Annotated in this window: 23 protein-coding genes; 14 read left to right on the top strand and 9 right to left on the bottom strand. The window is 51.7% G+C overall.

Translation table 11 applies throughout. The annotated features are described in order from the left end of the window. Positions 1-3 precede the first annotated feature (3 nt). From GC087_RS00100 to GC087_RS00115, 4 genes are all read left to right on the top strand, one after another. Positions 4-609, top strand: a complete 606-nt coding sequence (locus GC087_RS00100; RefSeq protein WP_058701537.1) for a hypothetical protein — start codon at positions 4-6, stop codon at positions 607-609. A gap of 165 nt (positions 610-774) precedes the next feature. Then, positions 775-1,311 (top strand): primosomal protein DnaT, encoded by a 537-nt coding sequence (dnaT, locus tag GC087_RS00105; protein ID WP_006121358.1) that lies wholly within the window; start codon positions 775-777, stop codon positions 1,309-1,311. Then, a complete protein-coding gene (gene dnaC, locus GC087_RS00110) occupies positions 1,311-2,051 on the top strand; it encodes a replicative helicase loader DnaC (RefSeq protein ID WP_006121359.1) in 741 nt (246 codons plus the stop codon). The genes dnaT and dnaC overlap by 1 nt, the downstream gene beginning before the upstream one ends. 215 nt (positions 2,052-2,266) lie before the next feature. Continuing rightward, a complete protein-coding gene (locus GC087_RS00115) occupies positions 2,267-3,400 on the top strand; it encodes an ROK family transcriptional regulator (protein ID WP_324029399.1) in 1,134 nt (377 codons plus the stop codon). 26 nt (positions 3,401-3,426) lie between these two features. Here the strand turns inward: GC087_RS00115 and GC087_RS00120 are convergent, their stop codons facing one another. After that, positions 3,427-4,383 carry a LacI family DNA-binding transcriptional regulator gene (locus tag GC087_RS00120; RefSeq protein ID WP_324030673.1) on the bottom strand — a complete coding sequence of 319 codons (957 nt, stop codon included), beginning with the start codon at positions 4,381-4,383 and terminating at the stop codon, positions 3,427-3,429. Between the two features lie 289 nt (positions 4,384-4,672). Here GC087_RS00120 and GC087_RS00125 point away from each other — a divergent pair, with 289 nt between their 5' ends. From GC087_RS00125 to GC087_RS00160, 8 genes are all read left to right on the top strand, one after another. Further along, complete coding sequence (locus tag GC087_RS00125; protein WP_324029400.1) at positions 4,673-4,987, top strand: PTS sugar transporter subunit IIB; 315 nt, start codon at positions 4,673-4,675, stop codon at positions 4,985-4,987. A 12-nt stretch (positions 4,988-4,999) separates the two neighbouring features. Further along, positions 5,000-6,337 (top strand): PTS sugar transporter subunit IIC, encoded by a 1,338-nt coding sequence (locus tag GC087_RS00130; protein WP_033737270.1) that lies wholly within the window; start codon positions 5,000-5,002, stop codon positions 6,335-6,337. A gap of 12 nt (positions 6,338-6,349) precedes the next feature. After that, entirely contained in the window at positions 6,350-7,732 is a 1,383-nt protein-coding gene (locus tag GC087_RS00135; protein WP_033737268.1) for a 6-phospho-beta-glucosidase GmuD, read from the top strand. A gap of 11 nt (positions 7,733-7,743) precedes the next feature. After that, positions 7,744-8,046 (top strand): PTS lactose/cellobiose transporter subunit IIA, encoded by a 303-nt coding sequence (locus tag GC087_RS00140; protein ID WP_033737266.1) that lies wholly within the window; start codon positions 7,744-7,746, stop codon positions 8,044-8,046. Positions 8,047-8,236: 190 nt separating this feature from the next. Then, a complete protein-coding gene (locus GC087_RS00145) occupies positions 8,237-9,616 on the top strand; it encodes a carbohydrate porin (RefSeq protein WP_033737263.1) in 1,380 nt (459 codons plus the stop codon). A gap of 190 nt (positions 9,617-9,806) precedes the next feature. Continuing rightward, a complete protein-coding gene (locus GC087_RS00150; RefSeq protein WP_054634764.1) occupies positions 9,807-10,223 on the top strand; it encodes a VOC family protein in 417 nt (138 codons plus the stop codon). 337 nt (positions 10,224-10,560) lie between these two features. After that, on the top strand, positions 10,561-11,862 hold the full coding sequence (locus tag GC087_RS00155) for an MFS transporter (protein ID WP_205950908.1): 1,302 nt from the start codon (positions 10,561-10,563) through the stop codon (positions 11,860-11,862). Positions 11,863-11,877: 15 nt separating this feature from the next. Continuing rightward, positions 11,878-12,684 carry a substrate-binding domain-containing protein gene (locus GC087_RS00160; protein WP_058708575.1) on the top strand — a complete coding sequence of 269 codons (807 nt, stop codon included), beginning with the start codon at positions 11,878-11,880 and terminating at the stop codon, positions 12,682-12,684. On the opposite strand, the gene GC087_RS00165 is transcribed toward GC087_RS00160, so the two are convergent. The 3 genes from GC087_RS00165 to GC087_RS00175 all read right to left on the bottom strand — a co-directional run bounded on the left by GC087_RS00165 (position 12,659) and on the right by GC087_RS00175 (position 15,543). Beyond that, complete coding sequence (locus tag GC087_RS00165) at positions 12,659-13,558, bottom strand: L-proline-binding transcription factor PsrA (RefSeq protein ID WP_033737398.1); 900 nt, start codon at positions 13,556-13,558, stop codon at positions 12,659-12,661. The two genes, GC087_RS00160 and GC087_RS00165, sit on opposite strands and share 26 nt — an antisense overlap. A 145-nt stretch (positions 13,559-13,703) precedes the next feature. Continuing rightward, entirely contained in the window at positions 13,704-15,026 is a 1,323-nt protein-coding gene (locus tag GC087_RS00170) for a methyl-accepting chemotaxis protein (RefSeq protein ID WP_033737258.1), read from the bottom strand. Positions 15,027-15,327: 301 nt separating this feature from the next. Continuing rightward, a complete protein-coding gene (locus GC087_RS00175; protein ID WP_033737256.1) occupies positions 15,328-15,543 on the bottom strand; it encodes a YdgH/BhsA/McbA-like domain containing protein in 216 nt (71 codons plus the stop codon). A gap of 797 nt (positions 15,544-16,340) precedes the next feature. Between GC087_RS00175 and GC087_RS00180 the strand changes: the two genes are divergently transcribed. Continuing rightward, on the top strand, positions 16,341-17,159 hold the full coding sequence (locus tag GC087_RS00180) for a helix-turn-helix domain-containing protein (protein WP_324029402.1): 819 nt from the start codon (positions 16,341-16,343) through the stop codon (positions 17,157-17,159). Here GC087_RS00180 and GC087_RS00185 read toward each other — a convergent pair. Together GC087_RS00185 and GC087_RS00190 are read right to left on the bottom strand one after the other, a co-directional pair. Next, the gene (locus tag GC087_RS00185; RefSeq protein WP_110268678.1) at positions 17,130-17,768 is read right to left on the bottom strand and encodes a LysE family transporter; all 639 of its coding nucleotides are present in this window, start codon (positions 17,766-17,768) and stop codon (positions 17,130-17,132) included. The genes GC087_RS00180 and GC087_RS00185 overlap by 30 nt on opposite strands. Before the next feature lie 278 nt (positions 17,769-18,046). After that, a complete protein-coding gene (locus GC087_RS00190) occupies positions 18,047-18,235 on the bottom strand; it encodes a YjfB family protein (protein WP_006121221.1) in 189 nt (62 codons plus the stop codon). 318 nt (positions 18,236-18,553) lie between these two features. Here GC087_RS00190 and GC087_RS00195 point away from each other — a divergent pair, with 318 nt between their 5' ends. Further along, positions 18,554-19,492, top strand: a complete 939-nt coding sequence (locus tag GC087_RS00195; RefSeq protein ID WP_033737252.1) for an omptin family outer membrane protease — start codon at positions 18,554-18,556, stop codon at positions 19,490-19,492. 106 nt (positions 19,493-19,598) lie between these two features. Here the strand turns inward: GC087_RS00195 and GC087_RS00200 are convergent, their stop codons facing one another. The 3 genes from GC087_RS00200 to xylR form a co-directional block, all read right to left on the bottom strand. Further along, complete coding sequence (locus tag GC087_RS00200; RefSeq protein ID WP_205957111.1) at positions 19,599-20,060, bottom strand: OsmC family protein; 462 nt, start codon at positions 20,058-20,060, stop codon at positions 19,599-19,601. Between the two features lie 82 nt (positions 20,061-20,142). Then, positions 20,143-20,580: a GNAT family N-acetyltransferase gene (locus GC087_RS00205; protein ID WP_205957112.1), complete on the bottom strand. Its 438-nt coding sequence runs from the start codon at positions 20,578-20,580 to the stop codon at positions 20,143-20,145. 675 nt (positions 20,581-21,255) lie between these two features. Next, the gene (gene xylR, locus GC087_RS00210) at positions 21,256-22,431 is read right to left on the bottom strand and encodes a D-xylose utilization transcriptional activator XylR (RefSeq protein WP_033737245.1); all 1,176 of its coding nucleotides are present in this window, start codon (positions 22,429-22,431) and stop codon (positions 21,256-21,258) included. Positions 22,432-22,480 lie beyond the last annotated feature (49 nt).

Raw genomic sequence — 22,480 nt, forward strand, 5'->3', positions numbered from 1 at the left:
TCCATGCGTAACGAAGTCATTCTTATCGGCCGTGAAATCACGGTATTCCTTTTTGCCTCCCTGTTTATCACCTTCATGCTTGTCCCCCTCTATATGGATGTGGTGTGGATGGATAACGCGCTGCACGAAGCCTCTTTTACTGAAACCACACAGGAACTGTTGTTAGTTAGTCTCGCGGGCGCATTTTATATTGCCGCACGACACCGTCCCGATCAGTGCGGTGGATTAACCTTAATAGCCGGTTTTTACAGCTGTATGCTTATCCGCGAGCTGGATTTCTTCTTCGATCTTGTTCGTCACGGCAGTTGGGTGTGGTTTGCACTGGCGGCCGCACTGGCGAGTTTCGCCGTCGCCATGCGTACTCCCAGGCAGACGCTCCGTACGCTGGCGAACCTGCTGCACCATAACCGTTGGCCCGTGATGGCGACCGGACTGATGATTGTGCTGGTTTTCTCACGTCTGTTTGGCATGAACACCCTCTGGCAACACCTGATGCCCGATCATTACAACCGCGGGGTAAAAAACATGGCCGAAGAAGGGGTAGAGCTGCTGGGATACAGCCTGTGTTGGCTGGCCGGTCTGCGCTATCTGTGGCAAACCCGGCCGTGAACGCGCAAGTCTCTGTCCGCCCCACGGTTGCATAACAGGCGCTCGCCGGGGAGATCGCCGGCAACGCTTTTTCAGCGATCCCGCGCCTTAAAAAAGGTACAATATGCCCTTCTGCACCGCGACAGGTGATCCGGTGTTGGGTGTAAGTTAACCGCAGGTCTTTTCATGTCAGTCAAAATCTTAACGTCAACGCTAATCGGTCTGGAGGCTTTCCGTCAGGACCCGCAGAGCGCCTTACAGCAGGCTGAAGACGGCATGCTGGCGGTGCTGGATAATTACACGCCAGTGATGTATGCCCTCACTCCCGCGCGTCTTGCACAGTTATTAGCCCTTGAAGCCGCCGCTCAGCAACCCAGTGATGTGGCGCTGGATGACAGTCTGTATGACGATGTTTCTGCTACGCTGCATAAACCCGTCGGCAAGTTTGCCATGTATGACGGCTGGCAGCCTGACGCCGACTTTACCCGCCAGGCAGCAATCTGGGGCGTCGCGCTCAGCGAGCCGGTGACGGCGGCAGAGCTGGCCGCCTTTGTGGCTTACTGGCAGGCCGAAGGCCGCCTTTTTCATCATGTACAGTGGCAACAGAAGCTGGCGCGTAGCCTGCAGATGAACCGCGCCGCCAATGGCGGACAGCCGCGTCGCGATATTACGCAGATCAGCAGTACTGACTACGATATTCCCGATGGTTTCCGAGGTGAGTAATGAAAACGCCCAACGATCTGTTTAACCGTCTGAAAAGAATGATGCCAGCAGGAACCCGTCCCAAATTCACCAATGGTGAAGAGTTGCTGGCCTGGAACCAGGAACAGGGGCGGTTGCGTTCAGAAGCGATTGTGCGAGAAAACCGCGCGATGAAAATGCAGCGTATCATGGGGCGTTCTGGGATTCGTGATCTGCATATTAACTGCTCATTCGACAACTACCGTGTCGAGAATGAAGGTCAGCGCAAAGCCCTGGAGCAGGCGCGCCAGTATGCTGCTAATTTTGAAGGAAACATCGCCAGTTTTGTCTTTGCAGGTCGGCCGGGCACAGGGAAAAATCATCTGGCTGCCGCCATCGGTAACGATCTGATTTTGCGTGGCAAGAGCGTGCTTATCGTGACTGTCGCGGATCTGATGTCCAGCATGAAAGGAACGTTCAGCGGCAGCAGTGATATCACCGAAGAGCGACTGATTCAGGATCTGAGCAGCGTGGATTTGCTGGTCATTGATGAGATTGGTATGCAGAGTGAATCGCGCTACGAAAAAGTGATTATTAACCAGATTGTTGACCGCCGCTCGTCATCTAAACGTCCGACGGGGATGCTCACCAATCTCGATCCCACCGGAATGAACGCCCTGTTAGGTGAACGCGTGATGGATCGTATGCGTTTAGGTAACAGCCTGTGGGTGCGCTTCGACTGGGAAAGCTATCGCAGCCGCGTCCGGGGTGACGAATACTGATGTTGCTGCCCGCTGAAGCGGGCGGTAGGGTTACTCTCCAGTTGCATTATCCTGTGGCCTGGCCCCCATTTCTGACGTAATCCCCTTATTCAGAGGACATTGCTATTTGGCAGCCCTCTCTGCCCAATGCTAAGTTTTCATTAGACATCAAACTAATAAGACTTCGTTGGCGGTGGGCGCTCCCTCGCCGCTGTGCACCTCTGGGGTAAGCCGTCATGAAAGCAACTGGCAAAGGGCCTGCATTGATGCGGCTGAATAATCAAAAGCGCGTAATGGCTCAACTGCGTCAGCTGCGCATCACATCGCGCCAGGATCTGGCGCAGGTACTGGCGCTCAGCAAAAATACCGTTTCGCAGATTATTGATGATCTGCTGGAAAACGGTTGGGTTCAGGAACTAGGTAAAGCCAGCGTTTCTTCGGCTGGCCGTCCTAAAATTCACATTACCCTGCGCCCGGAAAAGCTGGTCAGTGCCGGTATCATGGTGGAAAAAAACCTGATTCACTGGCAGATCTGCGATTATTTTTCACAAACGCTTGCCGAACAGACAATACGGACGGACACCAGTAAACCTGGCCCGATCCTGGCTGAAATCGGCGCCCTGTGCGAAAAACTGATGGAAGCCTGGCCAGGGCTGCTGGGAATTGGGCTGGGGTTTCCCGGTGTCGTCGATTCCCGGCGAGGCTGGATGCATCTGTCAACCCACCTGGGCTGGCAGAATGTTGACCTGGCCAGTGATCTGCGCAAACAAATCACCCTGCCGATTCGGATTATGAATAACGTCAGGGCCGCTGCGCTGCTGTCTGTGCAACAGCTCAATCTGCCTGCTGAAGGCGGGCATTTTTATTTGCGCATTGCGGAAGGCATTGGCGGCGCGCTGGTGCAGCATGGCGTGGTTTTCACCGGTAACAGCTGGACCGCTGGTGAAGCAGGACATCTTACCGTCCAGCCAAATGGCCCTCGCTGTAGCTGTAATCGGCAGGGTTGTCTGGAGGCGATGATCAGCAAACCTGCCATTAACCAACAGCTTGCCCAGCGTCAGCCGGGATTAACCTGGCACAGTCGTGACAGCGCACCGAATGTCGTAAATGAAGTGATGCAGTTGGCAGGCAACTATCTGGGCATCGCGCTCAGCCAAATCATGTTATTACTGAATCCTGCCACGATCATCATTGACTGTCCCTGGAGCATCAGCCCGACCTTTTGTCAGGCCGTGCTCAATCAGACACAGGCCAACAAACTGGCGTTTATTGCGGCCCATACGCAGGTACATTTTCTGCAATCGCATCTGGCCCCGGCAACCGGGCTGGCGCTGGCCATTATCGAACAGATGGAGCAGCGCCTCGAGTAACAGGCCACTGAGCGTGGCCCGGTGGCTTAGCGCTGGCGAAAATCGGGAATAACCAGATCGCCACGCATTACTGAGGAATGTAACACGCTCTGCGTCTGTTGATTCAGTGCCTTCACAATACGCGCGGCCATGGCATCCATTGAATATGAGATAGCCGGAATCGTCGGGATACCGGGCAGATCCAGCGTGCCGGCCAGACTAAAGACCATAATGTCTTTTGGCACCTGCTTATTGAACGCCTGCAACTGAGGAATCACTTTTTGTGCCTGCTGTTCATCGGCCACCAGCAATGCATTGAAATTGAGCGTGGAGGCATTGTTCAGAAGTTCCTGCAACGCCACTGAAGAAGATGACGTGTCCATAAAGACCAGATTGCGGTTAAAAGGCAGGAAATTTTTTTCCAGGGCATGTTTATAGCCCAGCAGAACCTGATCGGCAAAGCCCATGCCCTCGGGATGAATCAGAGCAATTTGACGACGATTTTGACTGATAAGAAAGTTACAGGCCGTTTCCGCTGCAAAAGCATGATCACGCTGGATACTGTTCACTTCTTCGCCGGATTCCAGACAATCCACCAGCATCACGTTTGGCTGACGCAGGTTTAACGGAAAGCGCGCGCCGATAATTAAGACGTCATCACATAACCCACAGGTCAACTCACTGAGGCAGGTCATCACGTCCGCTTTCGTGTTGGCGAAACGAAGTAACAGGTGTTTTTGATGCTGACTGAAATGTTTCTCCAGCGCATAAAGGTAACCCGTCGTCTGATTGATATTTTCCTGCGCACAAATAACACCGATACAGCCCGTAGACTGACTCAGTAGTGACTGGGCGATGACATTTGGACGATAATTCAGTTCATCCACCGCTTTTAACACCGCAGCCCGACTGGCCTCTTTCACCCCACGTGACCCACTCAACACGCGCGATACGGTGGCTTTAGACACGCCAGCCAGTCGCGATACATCGTTGATAGTAGACATCATTTTCCCCTAACAGAACCAAACGGCTCCCTGAAAACTGACCGAAACGGTGGCTTAATTTTTCGCCACAGGCAGTATAGCGTTTTCATTTTTTCATGGAAACCGATTTTCCATTTCTACTCAATAATGATTTTTACCGCTTAATTTAGTGATCTGAATCGTAATTAAACACCCGTTATCAGCCAGAGCATGATGCCTGTCACACTTTCTTTTGCGACAAATGGAAACCGGTTTCCATATCGTATCAAATCATCGCCGTAACAAGTTTTACACGTAAAGGAGCGTTCTCATGATCAGGATTATGTTGTGCTGTTCGGCAGGTATGTCCACCAGCATGCTGGTGCGCAAAATGGTAGAGGTGGCGGATCAGCGTGGCCTCGCTGTGCACATTGATGCCTGGGGCATTGCCGAGTTTGATACGCAGTTTCCAACGTATCAGGTTGTGCTGCTCGGCCCGCAAGTGAAGTACATGTTAAACACGCTTTCAGAAAAAGCTGCCACCCACGGTATTCCTGTCCGGGCTATTGATATGACGGACTACGGTATGCAACGCGGTGACAACGTGCTGGATTACGCTCTGTCGCTTATTGAAGCGACACACTAAAAGGTGTCATTTATGGGTTCGTTATATCAGTCAATGGTGACGGTGATTGAACAGGCTATTACGCCCCTCGCCGGAAAATTGGGTCAGCAAAAGTACGTTATCGCTATTCGTGATGGTTTTACGGCGGCCCTGCCGTTTATGATTATTGGCTCGTTCATGCTGGTGTTTATTTTCCCGCCCTTTTCAGCGGATACCACCAACAGCTTTGCCCGGGCCTGGCTCGACTTTTCGGTCACTTATCGCCAGCAACTGATGCTGCCGTTTAATCTCAGCATGGGCGTCATGACCTTCTTTATCTCAGTCGGCATCGGTGCCAGTCTGGGCCGACAGTTCAACCTTGATCCCATCATGTCAGGTTTACTGGCTTTTATGGCCTTTTTACTGGTGGCAGCGCCCTATGCTGATGAAAAGATCTCTACGCAGTACCTGTCCGGTCAGGGAATTTTTACGGCCCTGATTACCGCGATTTATGCCACCCGTGTTTATGCCTGGCTCAAACAGCATAACGTCACGATTCGCCTGCCCAAAGAAGTCCCCACTGGCGTCGCCCGTTCTTTTGAGATTTTAATTCCGGTATTGGTGATCATTGGCACCCTGCATCCGCTTAATCTGTTTATTGAAGCCAAAACGGGCATGATTATTCCTCAGGCGATTATGCATCTGCTGGAACCGCTGGTATCCGCCTCGGATTCCCTGCCAGCCATCTTGCTGTCGGTGCTGCTGTGCCAGATTTTTTGGTTCGCCGGTATCCATGGCGCACTCATCGTCACCGGCATCATGAATCCCTTCTGGATGGCTAATCTCTCCGCCAATCAGGCCGCTCTGGCAGCCGGTGCGGCGCTGCCCCATGTCTATCTGCAGGGCTTTTGGGATCACTATCTGCTTATCGGCGGCGTCGGTTCCACTTTGCCGCTGGCCTTTTTACTGCTGCGCAGCCGGGTGCTGCATCTGCGTACCATCGGCAAAATGGGCGTGGTTCCCAGCTTCTTTAATATCAATGAGCCGATCTTATTTGGTGCGCCCATCATCATGAATCCCCTGCTGTTTATTCCCTTCGTCTGCGTCCCGATGATTAATGCCGTTCTGGCTTATACCGCCACAAAGCTGGGCTGGGTTGCGCAGGTCGTTTCGCTGACGCCCTGGACGACGCCCGCGCCGATTGGTGCTTCCTGGGCGGCCAACTGGGCGCTCAGTCCACTGGTCATGTGCCTGATCTGCATGGTGATGTCGGCACTGATGTACTTACCTTTTCTGCGCGCTTACGAACGCAGCCTGATCAAAGCAGAAGAGAAAAAAATTCAGGATACCGTGCCCGCAGGCAATACCGTGCACGGTCATCCCCAGGCTTAAGGAGTCAGTCACATGCACTACCGTTTTCCCGACAATTTCTGGTGGGGCAGCGCCAGCTCGGCGTTGCAAACCGAAGGCTGTAGCCTTCAGGGCGGTAAAAGCGCCACCACCTGGGATCACTGGTTCGCACACCAGCCGCATCGTTTCCATCACGGTATTGGCCCGGCCGATACCTCCGGCTTTTATCAACACTGGCGGCAGGATATCGCGCTGCTAAAAGCGTTAAAGCACAACAGCTTTCGCACCTCGCTGAGCTGGGCGCGGCTCATGCCGGACGGAGCGGATGAGATCAATCCCGAGGCCGTCGATTTCTATCACCGGGTCATTGATGAATTACTGGCGCAGGGGATTACGCCGTTTATCACACTGTTTCATTTCGATATGCCGCTGGCCCTGCAGGAGAAAGGGGGCTGGGAAAACCGCGAAGTGGTGCAGGCGTTTGGCCGCTACGCGCAGCGCTGTTTCACGCTGTTCGGTCACAAAGTGAAGCACTGGTTTACTTTTAATGAGCCCATTGTGCCGGTTGAAGGCGGCTATCTGTATGATTTTCATTATCCCAACGTGGTGGATTTTAAACGCGCCGCTACCGTGGCCTTTCATACCGTACTGGCACATTCCCTGGCGGTACGAGCCTGGCGTAACGGCGGCTATGATGGCGAAATAGGCGTGGTACTGAATCTCACACCGTCCTATCCGCGCTCAACGAATCCGGCAGATGTCAACGCAGCACAGCATGCCGATCTGCTGTTTAACCGCAGCTTTCTCGATCCGGTTCTCAAGGGCGAATATCCGTCTGCGCTGCTGGACTTATTAAAACAGCATGACCAGTTGCCACACTGCCTGCCTGGCGACAGCGCCTTGCTTGCCGACGGCATCATCGACCTGCTGGGTGTCAATTATTATCAACCGCGCCGGGTGAAGTGCCGGGACAGCGCCGTCAACCCTGACGCACCGTTTATGCCGGAGGCATTATTCGATCATTACGACATGCCTGGCCGACAAATGAACCCATACCGCGGATGGGAAATCTATGCGCCGGGTATTTACGATATTCTGATCAACCTGCGCGATAATTACGGCAACCCTCGCTGCTTTATTTCTGAAAATGGAATGGGCGTCGAAAATGAACAGCGTTTTATTCAAGACGGTAAAGTTCAGGATGATTACCGTATCGAATTTGTTTCCGAACATCTTAAATGGCTGCATAAAGGCATTCGCGAGGGCTGTCATTGTCTGGGTTACCATATGTGGACCTTTATCGACAACTGGTCCTGGCTGAATGGCTATAAAAATCGCTATGGCTTAGTGCAGCTCGATCTGGAAACACAACAACGTACGATAAAAAAGAGCGGAAACTGGTTTGCTAACGTTGCCGAAAATAACGGTTTTGACTGAGAGCGATAATAATGATTGAACTTGAAGACGCTGTAATGACGATTATCGTCAATTCAGGACACGCCCGCAGCCTGTGCTTTGAAGCCCTGCAGGCGGCGCGGCAAGGCGAGTTTGAGGAGGCCCATGCGCGCCTCAAAGAGGCCGACGACTATTCCCGCAAGGCCCATCAGATGCAAACCCGGTTAATTGAACAGGATGCTGGCGAGGCCCGACAGCCGATGACGTTAATTATGGTCCATGCTCAGGATCATTTAATGACGTCGCTATTAGCCCGTGAATTATCAGAAGAAATAATTCATCTCTATCAACGGTAATTTGATCGCTTAATACAGGAGAACGCCTGACAAAAAACATCCCTCTGGAAAGAAAACATACTCTACAAATCAACTTGTTTTGGTGACAGTCAATAAGTCGAAACGGGCGGGTTATTATCTGAAAACAACAGCACGCGTCTTTCGGGTTAATTCGTGTTAACCCGAAGGATGAGGTGTAAACGAGATAACCATGAACATGATAAAAACATTTTCACTTCCTCTGGCGGTGAGCGCCGCGCTGTGCCCGATTGCCGGCCTCGCACAGGAATTCACGCAGGAACAAATCGACGCTATCGTCGCCAAAGCCGTCGATAAAGCTTTAGCAGAGCGTCAGGCTAAGATGGATGCCGCCGTCGCGAAAAAAACGGATGTGATAACAGAACCGCAGAGTCCTGCACAGTCACCGGATATGGCCATTCCTTTTGGCGTGAAGTTTAGCGGCTACGCCCGTTATGGCGCGCATTACCAAAGTGGTGACCAAAAGTATGTCAATGTTGATGGCTCTTACAACGGCGCCTCCGGTATTGGTCGCCTGGGGAACGAAGGTAACGGCGGCGAATTCCAGCTCTCTAAAGCGTTTAAAAGCACGAACGGTGCCATCTGGGACGTGAACGTGATGATCGATCACTGGGGCGATGAAGTGAACCTGAAAAAAGCTTACGCTGGCGTGACCAACGTGCTGGCCTCGAATCCTAATGCCTATCTTTGGGCCGGACGGGACTTTCATCAGCGCCCGCAACAGAACATCAATGACTATTTCTGGATGAATCACGATGGTCAGGGCGCGGGCGTAAAAGACTTTGACGTAGGCGGGATAAAATTTGACCTTGCTGCCGTCGCGGCGGTGGAATCCTGTAATCCTGAAGTGCTTAGCGATGAATCCAATCCGTCACGCATTACCTGTACGGGCGGATCGGGCACCGGCGATAAAGGAAACTATGCCGCCACATCTAAAATCCACGGCATGAAACTGGGGCCGCTGGATCTGGAGATGTATGCCAATTACGGTTTCGACTCTAAGGCCGTGGAAAGCGAGGATCGCCTCAACGCCTGGCAGGGTGCGTTTGTCGTAAGCCACACCACCGATCATGGCGTCAATAAAGTGATTGCACGCTACTCAGACAATGCGGATAACAGCGTTTACAGCAAAACCCATGGCCTCAGCACGCTTTACACCAGCTTTGAAGGTAAGCACCTGTTTACTCAGCAGGCGCAGGTGGAGTATCTGCTGGCCTATCACGATTATGACAACAGTCGACTGAAAAGCGACAACCGGAAAAACTACGCTGCCATTGTGCGCCCGATGTATTTCTGGAATGACGTGCACTCCACCTGGCTCGAAGCCGGTTATCAACGGGTCAACTATGATGAAGGCGGTAGCAACAACGGCTGGAAGCTGACGCTGTCGCAGAATATCGCTATCGCGATGGGCCCGGAGTTCCGTCCCATGCTGCGCTTCTATGTGACGGGCGGCAAGGTCGATGATGCACGCACCGCACGCGTGAATGGCCGGGAAAACGATATTCTGGACGACTTCAATCTGGGTGCGATGTGGGAAGCCTGGTTTTAAGACGAAACACGGGTCGTCTACGGCCAGTGTGAGGCGGTGTCCGGATTTACCTGCAACGATAAGCAACCCTCGCCCCTCGGGCATTTCTGCCGTATGCCCGATTGGGTGGTAAGCTGTACGAAGGGCGCGCTATACCGCCTTGCCGTGGCAACGCGACATTCACCTCAGCGACCTGATAAGGAAAAGCACCATGTCGGCAATCGGTAATACATTTCATCACATCGGTATTGTGGTTCAGGATATTGAAGCCAGTGAAGCCTGGTATAGCCAAATGCTGGGATTTACGCGTCTGTATGATTATGGCTGGCCGGGCGTACAGGTTGTTTTTATTGCGCGGGGCAATGTGAAACTGGAGCTGTTTCAACATGCGCAGGCCACCCCGATGGATCCACAGCGGCAACGCGCAGAAACCAATCTGAAAATCGGCGGTATCAACCATTTCGCGCTTCAGGTCGACGATCTCGATGAGGCGGTTGCGGAACTGCAGGCAAAAGGTGTCGAGATCGTTTCCCCGCCCCGTGCCGTACCCAACGGCGATGGCGATCGTTTCGCTTTCATTCATGATAACGAGAAGATGCTCGTCGAGCTTTTTCAGCCCGGCCGCTAATCCGCCTCCTGTCTGGAATGATTTCACTCGCGACGGGGCGAACGCGCGCGTCGCCTGATAGAACCTGACAAAGGCTTTACGCTACCCCTTTTCCTTTAAATACCCATATGAACCCTGTCACAAAACGCGCATTCGGTTTTTCGGGCTGGTTAAACGTCCACCCGCCCGGCAAACTTGTTAAAGCCTTGTTGCACATAGCCCAATGTAATTGTTAACGGCCATTAATGCGCATAGCGCATCAGTCGATGAGTTTATTGCGCTTATTTACTTTATTTTCCTGATCCAGTCTTCAGCAACAGGCGCAGCAAAAAGCGTCAATGATAAACTGGAGATACCGATGCATTCCTCGACTTCACCTATGACCACTCGCGCCAGAATCGGCGCAATCTTGCGCGTTACCTCGGGCAACTTTCTGGAACAGTTTGACTTCTTTCTGTTTGGTTTTTATGCCACCTACATCGCGCATACTTTCTTTCCGGCGAGCAGTGAGTTCGCCTCACTGATGATGACCTTTGCCGTCTTCGGCGCAGGTTTCCTGATGCGCCCGATCGGCGCCGTGGTGCTGGGCGCTTATATTGATAAAGTCGGCAGACGCAAAGGATTGATCGTAACCCTGTCCATTATGGCTACGGGCACCTTTCTGATTGTATTAATTCCGTCTTATCAGAGCATTGGCCTTTGGGCCCCGATGCTGGTGCTTATCGGTCGCCTGTTGCAGGGCTTCTCTGCCGGTGCCGAACTGGGCGGCGTGTCGGTTTACCTGGCCGAAATCGCTACGCCAGGCCGTAAAGGCTTCTATACCAGTTGGCAGTCGGGCAGCCAGCAGGTCGCCATTATGGTTGCCGCTGCCATGGGCTTTGCCCTGAATGCCGCCCTGGAAGAGAGCGCGATTCGTGAATGGGGCTGGCGTATTCCGTTCCTGTTTGGCTGCCTGATTGTGCCTTTCATTTTCTTTCTGCGTCGTAAGCTGGAAGAAACGCAGGAATTTAATGCTCGCCGTAAGCATCTGGCGATGCGCGAGGTCTTTAAAACCCTGTTAGCTAACTGGCAGGTAGTGGTTGCGGGCATGTTGATGGTGGCGATGACCACAACAGCGTTCTATCTGATTACCGTTTATGCCCCCACCTTCGGCAAGAAGGTGCTGATGCTCAGTGCGTCTGACAGCCTGCTGGTTACGCTGCTGGTGGCCATTTCCAATTTCCTCTGGCTGCCGGTCGGGGGTGCCCTGTCTGACCGCTTTGGACGTAAACCGGTTCTGATTGCCATGACGTTGCTGGCCCTGGCAACGGCTTATCCGGCCCTGACGCTGCTGGCCGAAGCCCCGAGTTTTATGATGATGCTGACCGTACTGCTGTGGCTGTCATTTATCTACGGCCTGTATAACGGTGCGATGATTCCTGCCCTGACCGAGATTATGCCAACCGAAGTTCGGGTGGCGGGCTTTTCACTCGCTTACAGCCTCGCAACGGCTGTCTTTGGCGGATTTACCCCGGTGATTTCAACCGCATTGATAGAGTACACCGGCGATAAAGCGTCACCCGGTTACTGGATGAGCTTTGCTGCCGTCTGTGCCCTACTGGCGACGCTGTATCTTTACCGCCGCAGCGCTGTCAATTTACAACCCGCCGTTAAACATTAAGTCAGGGACTCCATTATGAAACGACTATACCGATCACTCCTTGCCACCCTCGTGCTTTCAACCGTCAGCACGACGGTACTGGCAAAGGACGTGACCGTGATGATCTCTGGTGGCTTTAAAGCCGCCCTGGAGAAACTCACGCCTCAGTTTGAAGCCCAAAGCGGTGACAAAATTATCCTGGTATCCGGCCCTTCAATGGGTAAAACCCCGCAGGCAATCCCTAACCGCCTGGCACGTGGTGAAAAGGCCGATGCGGTCATTATGGTGGGCAATGCGCTGACTCAGCTGGAAAAAGACAAGTGGATAAAACCCGGCTCACGCGTGGAGCTGGCTGACTCGCCGATTGGTATTGTCGTGAAGCAAGGCGACGCTAAGCCCGCAATTAAGACGGATGACGAATTACGTCAAACCTTACTGAGCGCGAAGTCTATTGCGTATTCCGATAGCGCCAGCGGTCAGTATGTCAGCAGCGAGTTGTTTAAGAAGTTAGGCATTGAAGACAAAGTCAAAGACAAAGCACATCAGGTCGAACGTATTCCTGTCGCCTCGGAAGTGGCAAAAGGCCACTATGCACTGGGACTGCAGCAGGTCAGCGAACTGCTGCCCGTCAAGGGCGTGACTTTTGTTGGCGAGTTGCCTGACGATGTCCAGTACATTACCCGCTTCGCGGGCGCTGTCCCGGCGAAAGCCGTGCATCCGGAAGCAGGTAAAGCGCTACTTGATTTCCTGGCCTCAGCCCAGGCGCAGGCGGTCGTTCACGCAACCGGTTTGCACTCGGTGAAAACGCAGCAGCCTGTTACGCAGCGTGATACTGTTCAGTAATGAGCTTTTCCAGTTCTGCTGCAATATACGACTGAATACGTCCGCTGCGTCTGAGCAGCCCTACAGTACGTTTCACCACCGGATCGGTGAGGGGTAACTGCACCAGCACCGAATGACCGGATGACGGCATCGACATGGCGGGCACGGCAGCAATGCCGATTCCCGCTTCAACCATACCGAGCATCGTGGTCACATGTCGGGTTTCACAGATACTGGGACGCGCCGGAACAACATGACCCAGGGCAGAGTCCAGCAGGTTGCGATTACCCGACGTCTTATCCAGCCCCACATAATCCTGCTGATAAAATTCCTGCCATGTCAGTCCTTTACGGCTGGCAAGCGGATGGTCGTGTCGGCAGGCGACAACATAAACATCCTCAACCAGGGGTAAAAATTCGGTGCCAGGTGGTGGATTGCCGGAGAAGCAAATGCCAAAATCTGCCTGACCACTGGTTACCGCCTCGATCACGTTGCCTGCGCTGCTATCAATGATTTTGACGCGTACGCGAGGATAGCGGGCCTGAAAGCGGCGAATGACATCCGGCATAAAATAGTAGGCCGCAGAGGGCACCGTCGCCACCGTCACCAGTCCGGTCCGATCCTGGCTGACTTTACTGATATCGGCCATAACCTCTTCAAAATTAGCGAGCAGCTGCTCCGAACGTGCGGCAAATGTCTGACCATAAAGCGTAAGCGTAACCCGGCGCGTGGTTCTGTCGAACAGCTTAATCCCCAGTGCCGTTTCCAGCTTTTCAATCCTGCGGCTCAGGGCCGACTGGGACAGGCAAATGGACTCCGCTGCAATGCGGAAATTGCCATATTCGACCAGGGCGCGAAACGCGTACAGATCGTTAAGATCGAAATTAACCGGCATGGCGACAGACATTCCCGTGATGTTGAAAAGGCTGGAACCATAGTGCCTTATCGCTTAACAGCAAACAAAGTGAAATATGCGCGAAACGGCGGGTGTTAAGCGGGGAAACCGGTCACCCGTGAAGGCAGGCGACCGGGAAAAATACTCAGACAGGATGCGGCGTGGATGAACGGGAAACGTTTCTGACCGCTTCCTCGACGCGCTCAGAATTGCTCTGAATACTGGCGATTACCTCACCCGCCTGACGCATAAGATTAACTCCACGCGCCGTGTTTTTCAGGTTATTTTCGATGTCTTCCAGCACCTTTTTCGCCAGCTGATTATTACTGGACACCACGCGTCCTATTTCTTCTGTCGCTTCGTTAATACGTGCCGCCAGCGTGCGTACCTCGGCGGCTACGATGGCAAAACTGCGCCCCGACGTGCCGGCGCGGGCAGCCTCAATGGCTGCATTCAGCGCAATAAAGCGCGTCTGCTCGGCGATATTGCGAATGGAATGCACCATATCGGCAATCCGGTCAGACTGGCCGTTCAGGCCAAAGACATCCGCCGAAACGCTGTTCATCTCATTGGCGATTTCCGCCATCGTTCTGACGCTGTCTTCGATGACATCGGCACCCGTTACCGAGCTTTCACGTGTCTGTTGCGCCATCTTCCATGCGTGCTGAGCGGCTTCGTTTTCCTGCTGGTTTTGCAACACCTGCTCCGTCACATCCGTCGCGAATTTCACGATCTTATATAACCGGCCTTCGGTATCAAAAACCGGGTTATAGGTTGCACGCAGCCAGATGGTTTTACCCTGGCGGTTAAGGCGCGGATACTGGCCGGAAAAAAATTCGCCCTGGTTCAGGCGTTGCCAGAACTGCTGATATTCCTGGCTGTTACGCAGTTCCTCAGAGCAAAACATACGGTGATGCCGCCCGAGGATCTCATCGGCTTTGTAGCCGGTCGCTTTCAGGAAGTTTTCATTCACCTCCAGTACTTCCCCGGCCTTATTAAATGCAATGACGGCCATTGAGCGGCTGATCGCCTGTACCATGGCATCCTGCTGCTGCGCTTCGCTGATACGCTCGGAAATATCAGCCGCCAGCTTGATGACCTTAATCACCCGACCCTGCCGATCTTTTACTGGCACATAGCTGGCTTCCAGCCAGACGGGATGATTATCTTTGCCCAAACGCAGGTATTTACCGCTGAAGCTCTTGCCGCTGGCCAGCCGTAGCCAGAACTGGCGATACTCGGCTGAGTTGACCAGCGAGGGCGAGCAAAACATGCTGTGATGACGACCCACGATTTCTTTTATCTCATAGCCCATCTTGTTGAGAAAAAGATCATTTGCCCGAAGGATCGTGCCTTCTGGCGTAAACTCGATGATCGGAATGGCATCATTCAGTGCTTTGAGCGAATCGGCGGCGTGTTTATGCTGGTGTTTTGAGAAAAGGGAAAATAATTTTTTTAGAATTGTCATTTTTATACTGCCATGTTGAGTGGTCTGGAGAGTTTATCGGCAGAAGAAAGAGCAGGCTTGAGACAATGGAGAATAAACAGGCAACAGATTGTGACCGGGCTAATAACGTTAATTAAAGGATGAATACAACGCCCTTTATTTTTTTGGCCGCGTTAAAACGTAATGACTGACATTAAGTGGAAAATTATTTGCACACCGGGTTTACGTCACTGTCGACATAAACCGTCCTTTTCACGCTCTGCAGCGACCAAAAAAAAGCTGCCATCAGGCAGCTCTTTGCGCATCTTTCAACACGACGCGGTTATTTATACAGCTCGGCGGTCATGTGGACACGGTCGTTCGTGTTGGCTTCGATGATTCTGTACTGCGCACCCTGCTGTTCAGCCTGGGCTGCAATTTTCGCTTCGGTACCATCAAGGGTGGAACCAGTTGCGGTGACAGTTTGCGCAAAAGCAGAGGCTGACATCAGTGAAAGCGCAGCAACGGCAGCAAGGGAAAGTGTTTTCATGGTTTTCATAATCCGGTTCCTTATCATGTAAGCGGGAAAGCAGTGTGCTTTCGATGGGAGTAATGATAACCATAGTTATTAATACAAAGTTAACAATAAGTGCCGCAATTGTGATCCTGCTATCTATCACGCTGATAGCTAAAACCTCATGCCGACGTTGCGGAATTGACATATAACGTTTTTGGTAAGGGTGACTGAGGCAGGAAAAGCATAGGCTCAGCGCGAGCTGCAGCTATATTTCACGTTTTGCTATGCCAGGGATTAAGGATATCTCACCTGTCTGGCAGATCTTATCTGCGCACTAAGGGCGGTTAACTGCGAAGGTTGTGCGCTTTTAAGCGCACACATCTTGATGACTGCTGCCAGACGACAAACAGGATAATGCTTTACTGCTTGCGCACGTTAGTACGTAGCGCGCCTTTTTCCCCTGTTGGTTTCTTACGTGTTAACCCATGGCTTAGATTCCAGAGAGCGGATGGGTTTGTTTGTCACGGCTTTCGGCTTTCGGCTTTCGGCTTTCGGCTTTCGGCTTTCGGCTTTCGGCTTTCGGCTTTCGGCTTTCGGCTTTCGGCTTTCGGCTTTCGGCTTTCCAGGTAAGCAAAGCGCACTAAAATTTGCCAGTAATCCTGAAAAATCATGCCTTTTCGCCCTCCTCCGCTCTTTTCTTTAACTACCTGTTTTTTCCTGTGGCAAAAGCGACTGGAATATTACGCGTTAATGTGCGTCTTTTCATCGGGGTGATATAGTCTGCTGAGAGGCTTTATCAGCGCCATCTGCGCGCTGATATTTTGTGGAGGAGAGCTTTAATGGCGCTGTACGCTCTGGACTGGTTTAGTCGCAATGGTATGGAGTGCTCGCGCGTTAAAGCGCATAACGCAACCTTTCCAAAACACACGCACGATGAATATGTGCTTAGCGCCAACCTGTCGGGCATTGAGGAAATCACACTTAATGGCCAGACACTGCAGGTCAATGCGGGCCAGATCACTCTGTATAATCCGGCCAGCATCCAGTCTTCACGTTTCGATCAGCACGGCGCTGAATTCCTCAGCATCCATATTCCGCAGACGCTATTAAAAACATTCAATCTCAGCCAAAATCTCAGCAGTCACTGTGAGGCACCCGTTTTAACTGAAGGCGTTTTCACGCATCAGGGGTTATTTAACGCTATATGTCGCTATGCCCAACTGACACAACACCATGACAGCGAAGAGGAAGAGCAGGCACTTTTGCTGTTGTGCGCAGAACTGTTCTCTGAGAAAGTCACGCGAGATGCCGTGGTCGATAAAGACCTGGACCGCATCATTGCTTTTATGCGCCAGCATGTGAACATGAAGCTTACGCTGAATGCATTGGTGCAGGTAGCGGAAATAAGCAAATACGCGCTGGTGAGGCGTTTTACTGCTTATACCGGGCTTCCACCTTTGCAGTATCACATGCAGCTTCGCCTGTGTGCAGCGCGGGCGCTTCTGCGACAGAATCAGCATCCTCTGGACGCCGCGCATCGCCTGGGATTTTACGATCAAAGCCATTTTATCAATGCGTTTCGCAAAGTAATGGGCACCACGCCCAAACACTATGCTTCACAGGTAGGTTCAGGAAAGCAAAAATTCTTTATAACCTGAAACGATGACGTAAAAAGCAAAACAGGCAAAGATAAGGGCAGAAAGCATGTAGGAATATCTCAACAACTTTTGTCCTAATAGCCTGCCGCCCACGCTGCCAACCAGACAGAGCACACCCGTCCATATCACCCCGGCCAGAAAAAAACCGCTCAGAAATAGCGTGGTTCCGGTAAGGTTTTGCTCCCCGAAACGGGAAATGAGCGCGCCACCCACCGTCGCAAACCACAGAATGGCGGTGGGTGAGGACAGGGCCAGTACAATTCCGCGACGGAACTCACGGAACAGCGACAGCCTGACAGTCACCTGTGATGTGTCGATATCGTTAACTGTACTGAAGGCAGCCATCAGCATTTTAACGGTGAACCCTGTCAGCAGAAGCCCTCCAACCGACCAGATTATCCATCGCACTATCTCGAATTGCAGCAACACCGCCATGCCCGCCAGCGCCAGCACGGCATAAAAAAGATCGCCTATACAGGTGCCGATGCCCAGCGAAAATCCCTGAAAATATCCCCGCTGCATTGCCAGCGTAATCATTGCGATGTTGGCAATGCCGATATCCAGACACAGTGACAGACTTAAGAAAAACCCCGTCGAAAAGGACATCATCGCACTGCACTCCTGCACGAAAGAACCTCGCGCTGCGCCACCTGATATGTGCCTGTAAATTCTGTAAAAAGAGCCCATTCTGGAGAGCGAAGCGTAAACTGAAGCGGCGTCATCGAGTTCCCTGCCTGACCGTGAGTGATACCTTATTTCATTCTTTTACTCAGCTCAGGTATTGGAAAAAATTGCAGCGAAGGGATGAAGGGAAATTCAGCCGACGGGGAAAGGGAATAAAGCGGGCGGTACGACATGATCCGCCCGGGGAACCTGGAGCAGAATAATCAGGCGGTGGTGTTAATGTTCCGCCCTACAGCCGGGTTCGCGGGAAGGGCAGTAACGCCTTCCACCAGTGTAGTGATGGTATCTGCCTGTTGGTTCAGGGTTTTCTTTAACAGCGTCGCATTGGCTTCACCACGTGCCTGCCATTGATCTAACCCTGCAGACAGCGTTGTGAGTTGCTGAATATCCATGCAGTTGCTCCTTATGTTGACTGAGCCCCAAACGGGGGTCACATAATACTGGCGACGGATTTCGCCAGTGGCGCATAAAGTATCGGCTCTGAGTATTAAAACTTTAGTGCCAGTTAAATATTGGAAAAATTTATTAATCCAGAAGAATCACACGATACACGACTTATTCGTAACAACATACTCCAGCCTCCAGGGTAATACTTACAATTTTTTTAGGATTTTTAAATTTCATAATTGTTTAACTTGTTTAACAACGCCACTCTATTTTATTCTGGCCCTGCTCTTAGGAGTTCCTTAACAAAAAACAGGATGATAAAAATGAAAAAAAGCATTTTTGTAATGATGATGATGGCAGGGGCTTCAGCAAGTGTTCATGCTGAGAAAACATCTTATACACCCGATTTATCAGCTGATAGTTTCAGTGTATCTGCTTCAACAGGTATGCTGGGCGGTAAATCAGGAGAACTTGTTTACGACCCTGATACTGGACGGAAAATCAGTCAGCTTGACTGGAAGATAAAAAACGTTGCCATTCTGAAAGGTGACATTTCATGGGATGCCTACCCATTTCTGACGCTTAACGCGCGTGGGTGGACTTCTCTGGCCAGTGGTTCCGGCCATCTGGATGATTATGACTGGCAGGATAGCAATCAAGGTAACTGGACCGATCATTCCTCGCATCCTTATACGCGTATGAACTACGCAAATGAATACGATCTCAATCTGAAAGGCTGGTTCCTGCAGGGAGATAACTACCGAGTAGGCGCTGTAGCAGGCTATCAGGAAACCCGATTCAGCTGGACTGCAATTGGCGGTTCTTTCAATTACGACAATGGTACGCTGGTAGGAGATTTCCCCAGAGATCAAACAGGTATCGGTTACAGTCAGCGTTTTTCAATGCCATATGTAGGATTGACAGGACGCTATCGCATCAATGATTTCGAATTTGGTGCTTTACTTAAATTCAGCGACTGGGTGAATGCTCACGATAATGACGAGCACTATGTGCGCCAGTTAACCTTCCGCGAAAAAACATCCAGTTCACGCTACTACGGTGCATCTGTTGATGCCGGTTATTACGTTACACCTAACGCAAAAGTCTTCGCTGAATTTACTTACAGTAAATACGAAGAAGGTAAAGGTGGCACACAAATTTTTGATAATGTAAGTGGCCAGTCCGGGAATATTGATGGTGACGCAGCAGGCATAGCAAACCACAATTATACGGTTACAGCAGGATTGCAATATCGCTTTTAATTAGACGTTAATAATTAAGGCGAAACATAGTTTCGCCTTTAAATTTAAATATTCCCAGAAAGTTATTCTGATTTGGTAATAACAACTGCTATATATGATTGCAGTTTCAAACAAACCGCGGCACAAAACTCACCGGAAAATTCAGCGAATTCGCGATAAAACACGCATCGTGAGCATGGTGGTGCAGCGCTTCTGCGCGCGCAGCGTCTGCCGGATCGCGCAATGTGACCAACGGCTTCAACGTGATTTGCGTGAAATGCCCCCGCTCACCCTCGACCATTGTGCCCTCCGCCGCATCCTCATAAGCCTCGACGATGATACCAGCATCAGCGCACAGATGCAGATACCATAATTTATGGCAGGCGGACGCCGAGGCCAGCAACAGTTCTTCGGGATTCCAGCGCGTGGCATCGCCCCGAAAGGCCGGATCGGCACTCAGTGCGATGGTCGCTTTCCCCTCAGCGGCAAGCTCACCATTGCGATCGTACGCGGTGTAGGAATCTGTACCGCTGCCACGGTTACCGGTCCAGCGAATGTGAATATGGTAATGATGTTCCCGATTAGCCATCTTGCATCCTTTTAAAGGCTGAAGGTGATTCTGGAGACAGTGCCCATCGTGATTTCAGGCCTGTAGCCCAGCGGATTGATGCTCAGAGCCTGATGTTATAACGGACAATATCATCCACCTGTGCCAGCTTATCGTACAATCTGCGGGCAGGATTGTTTTCATTTGTCACCCAATATACTTTCGCCCAACCCAGTTCACGGGCTTCATCGCAGACTGCTACGATTAGGGCTTTTCCCGCACCTACGCCGCGCTTGTTTTCCTTAACAAAGAGATCTTCCAGATAGCATACGGGCTGGGTGACCCAGGTCCCTTCGTGTATCACGCATATCGCGAAACCGATCACGCTGCCGTTGTGTTCGGCGAGTCGACATATGAGCGCGGAGTCAGGTGAATGGATTCTCTGCCAGGTAGATAGCGTGACGCTCTCATCCAGGTGATGACCATAAAACAGCAGGTAATCTTTCCAGAGCCCCAGCCAGGCTGCGTAATCATCCGGCAGGGCATTACGAACGTTAAGCATTGACGTTCCTTTTAGTCAATGGGCCAGATAACTCGCCGCTGTAATGCCATGACGACGCTACACATCGCGGATACGAAAACAGCGACTGACGGCTTGTTGGAGCCTGCTCAATCAGTAAAGCAGCTGTCTCCCTCAGAAGCTATCTTAATTCGATGGAGTCTGTAAAATCGTGGCTGATGACCATAATAACGATGACAGCGCAGGCGCATTCAACCAGGGTATTACGAATGGCTGTGGAATTTTGCGATTCCTACTTAAGCGAGGCAGCGGCCCAGCCCTTTCTCAAAGAAAACCATAATATAAAGAAGTATATTTTCGACAGTCTGTCAGAAAAGCACTGAACTACACAGTCCCTCAAAAAAAGGGTGACCATGGATCATGGTGATTGTTAAACAGAGTGACAGCAAGCTCTGCCACACTGTTTAACAGAACATAACCTCAGAAAATTTTGAATAATTAATTATATAAATCAACGAATTAAATCTTTTATAGCTACTTTAATATGCCTTACGGTGTTACTCAGTTGAATATATTCATTCTGACATTCTCGTCTTGTCTTTCAGAGAAAATATAAGTGGAAAGCCAGCCCAGGACATTCGGACCGGCTTCCTTATAGATGATGGCGACAGGTCATCGGTTCATTCATGTACTCACAGAAATGCCAACGTCGCCTTCTTACGCCACTTCTCCATTTTCCTGCCTGTACTCTTTCGGTGTCGTCGCATAGCTCTTCTTGAACACCGAATAGAAATACTGCAATGAGGGATAACCACACATCTGCGAGATCTCATTGATACTGAGTGACGAGCCCGCCAGCAGTTCCTTTGCCTTTTCCAGCTTTTCGCGATGGATCATGGCGTGAATCGTATCGCCGGTTTCGTCACGGAAACGCTTCTCCAGGTTAGAACGCGACAGGCCAATGGCATCCAGTACCTGCTCCACCTTAATGCCCTTACAGGCGTTAAAACGGATAAAATGCATCGCCTGAATCACTGCAGGATCGTGCAGCGAGCGGAAATCGGTTGAGCGGCGGGCAATCACTTTCACTGGCGGTACCAGAATGCGCTGGAGCGGCAGAACCTGCTTATCCAGCAGGCGGTGTAACAGCTTAGCGGCCTGATAACCCATTTGTCGTGAACCCTGAACTACCGAGGAAAGCGCGACGCGAGAGAGATAACGGGTCAGTTCTTCGTTGTCGATGCCAATTACGCACAGCTTCTCAGGCACCGGAATCTTGAGGTGCTCGCAGGCCTGCAGCAGATGACGCGCACGTGCATCAGTGACAGCAATAATGCCGGTATGCGGGGGAAGGGTTTGCAGCCAGTCGGCCAGGCGGTTTTGCGCGTGCTGCCAGTTCTCAGAGGCGGTTTCCATGCCCTGATAAACCACGCCCATATAGCGCTCACGCATGACGCGTTGGCGAAACGCCAGTTCGCGCTCCTGTGCCCAGCGTTTACCACTGGAAGCCGGCAAACCGTAAAATGCAAAACGGTTGATACCGCGCGCTTTCAGGTGCAGGAAGGCACTTTCCACCAGCGCGCTGTTGTCGGTGGCAATGTAGTGTACCGGCGGGTAATCCTCTTCACGATGATAGGAGCCACCCACACCGACGACCGGCACCGCCACGTCTGCCAGCGAACGCTGAATGGCGCTGTCGTCATAATCCGCAATCACGCCGTCGCCCAGCCACTCATGGATATTGTCAATGCGGCAGCGGAAATCCTCCTCAATGAAAATATCCCAGTTTGTCTGTGAAGCCTGTAAATACTCGCCAACGCCTTCAACCACCTGACGATCGTAAACCTTGTTGGCGTTAAACAGCAGGGTAATGCGGTATCGTTTCTCATGCATAGTGGCAGCGTCCCGTTAACTCCCAGCGAATTGCATAGCACAGCTGGAT

Origin of the sequence: Pantoea sp. JZ2, from assembly GCF_035191405.1 — a bacterium.
Lineage (GTDB): Bacteria > Pseudomonadota > Gammaproteobacteria > Enterobacterales > Enterobacteriaceae > Pantoea > Pantoea stewartii.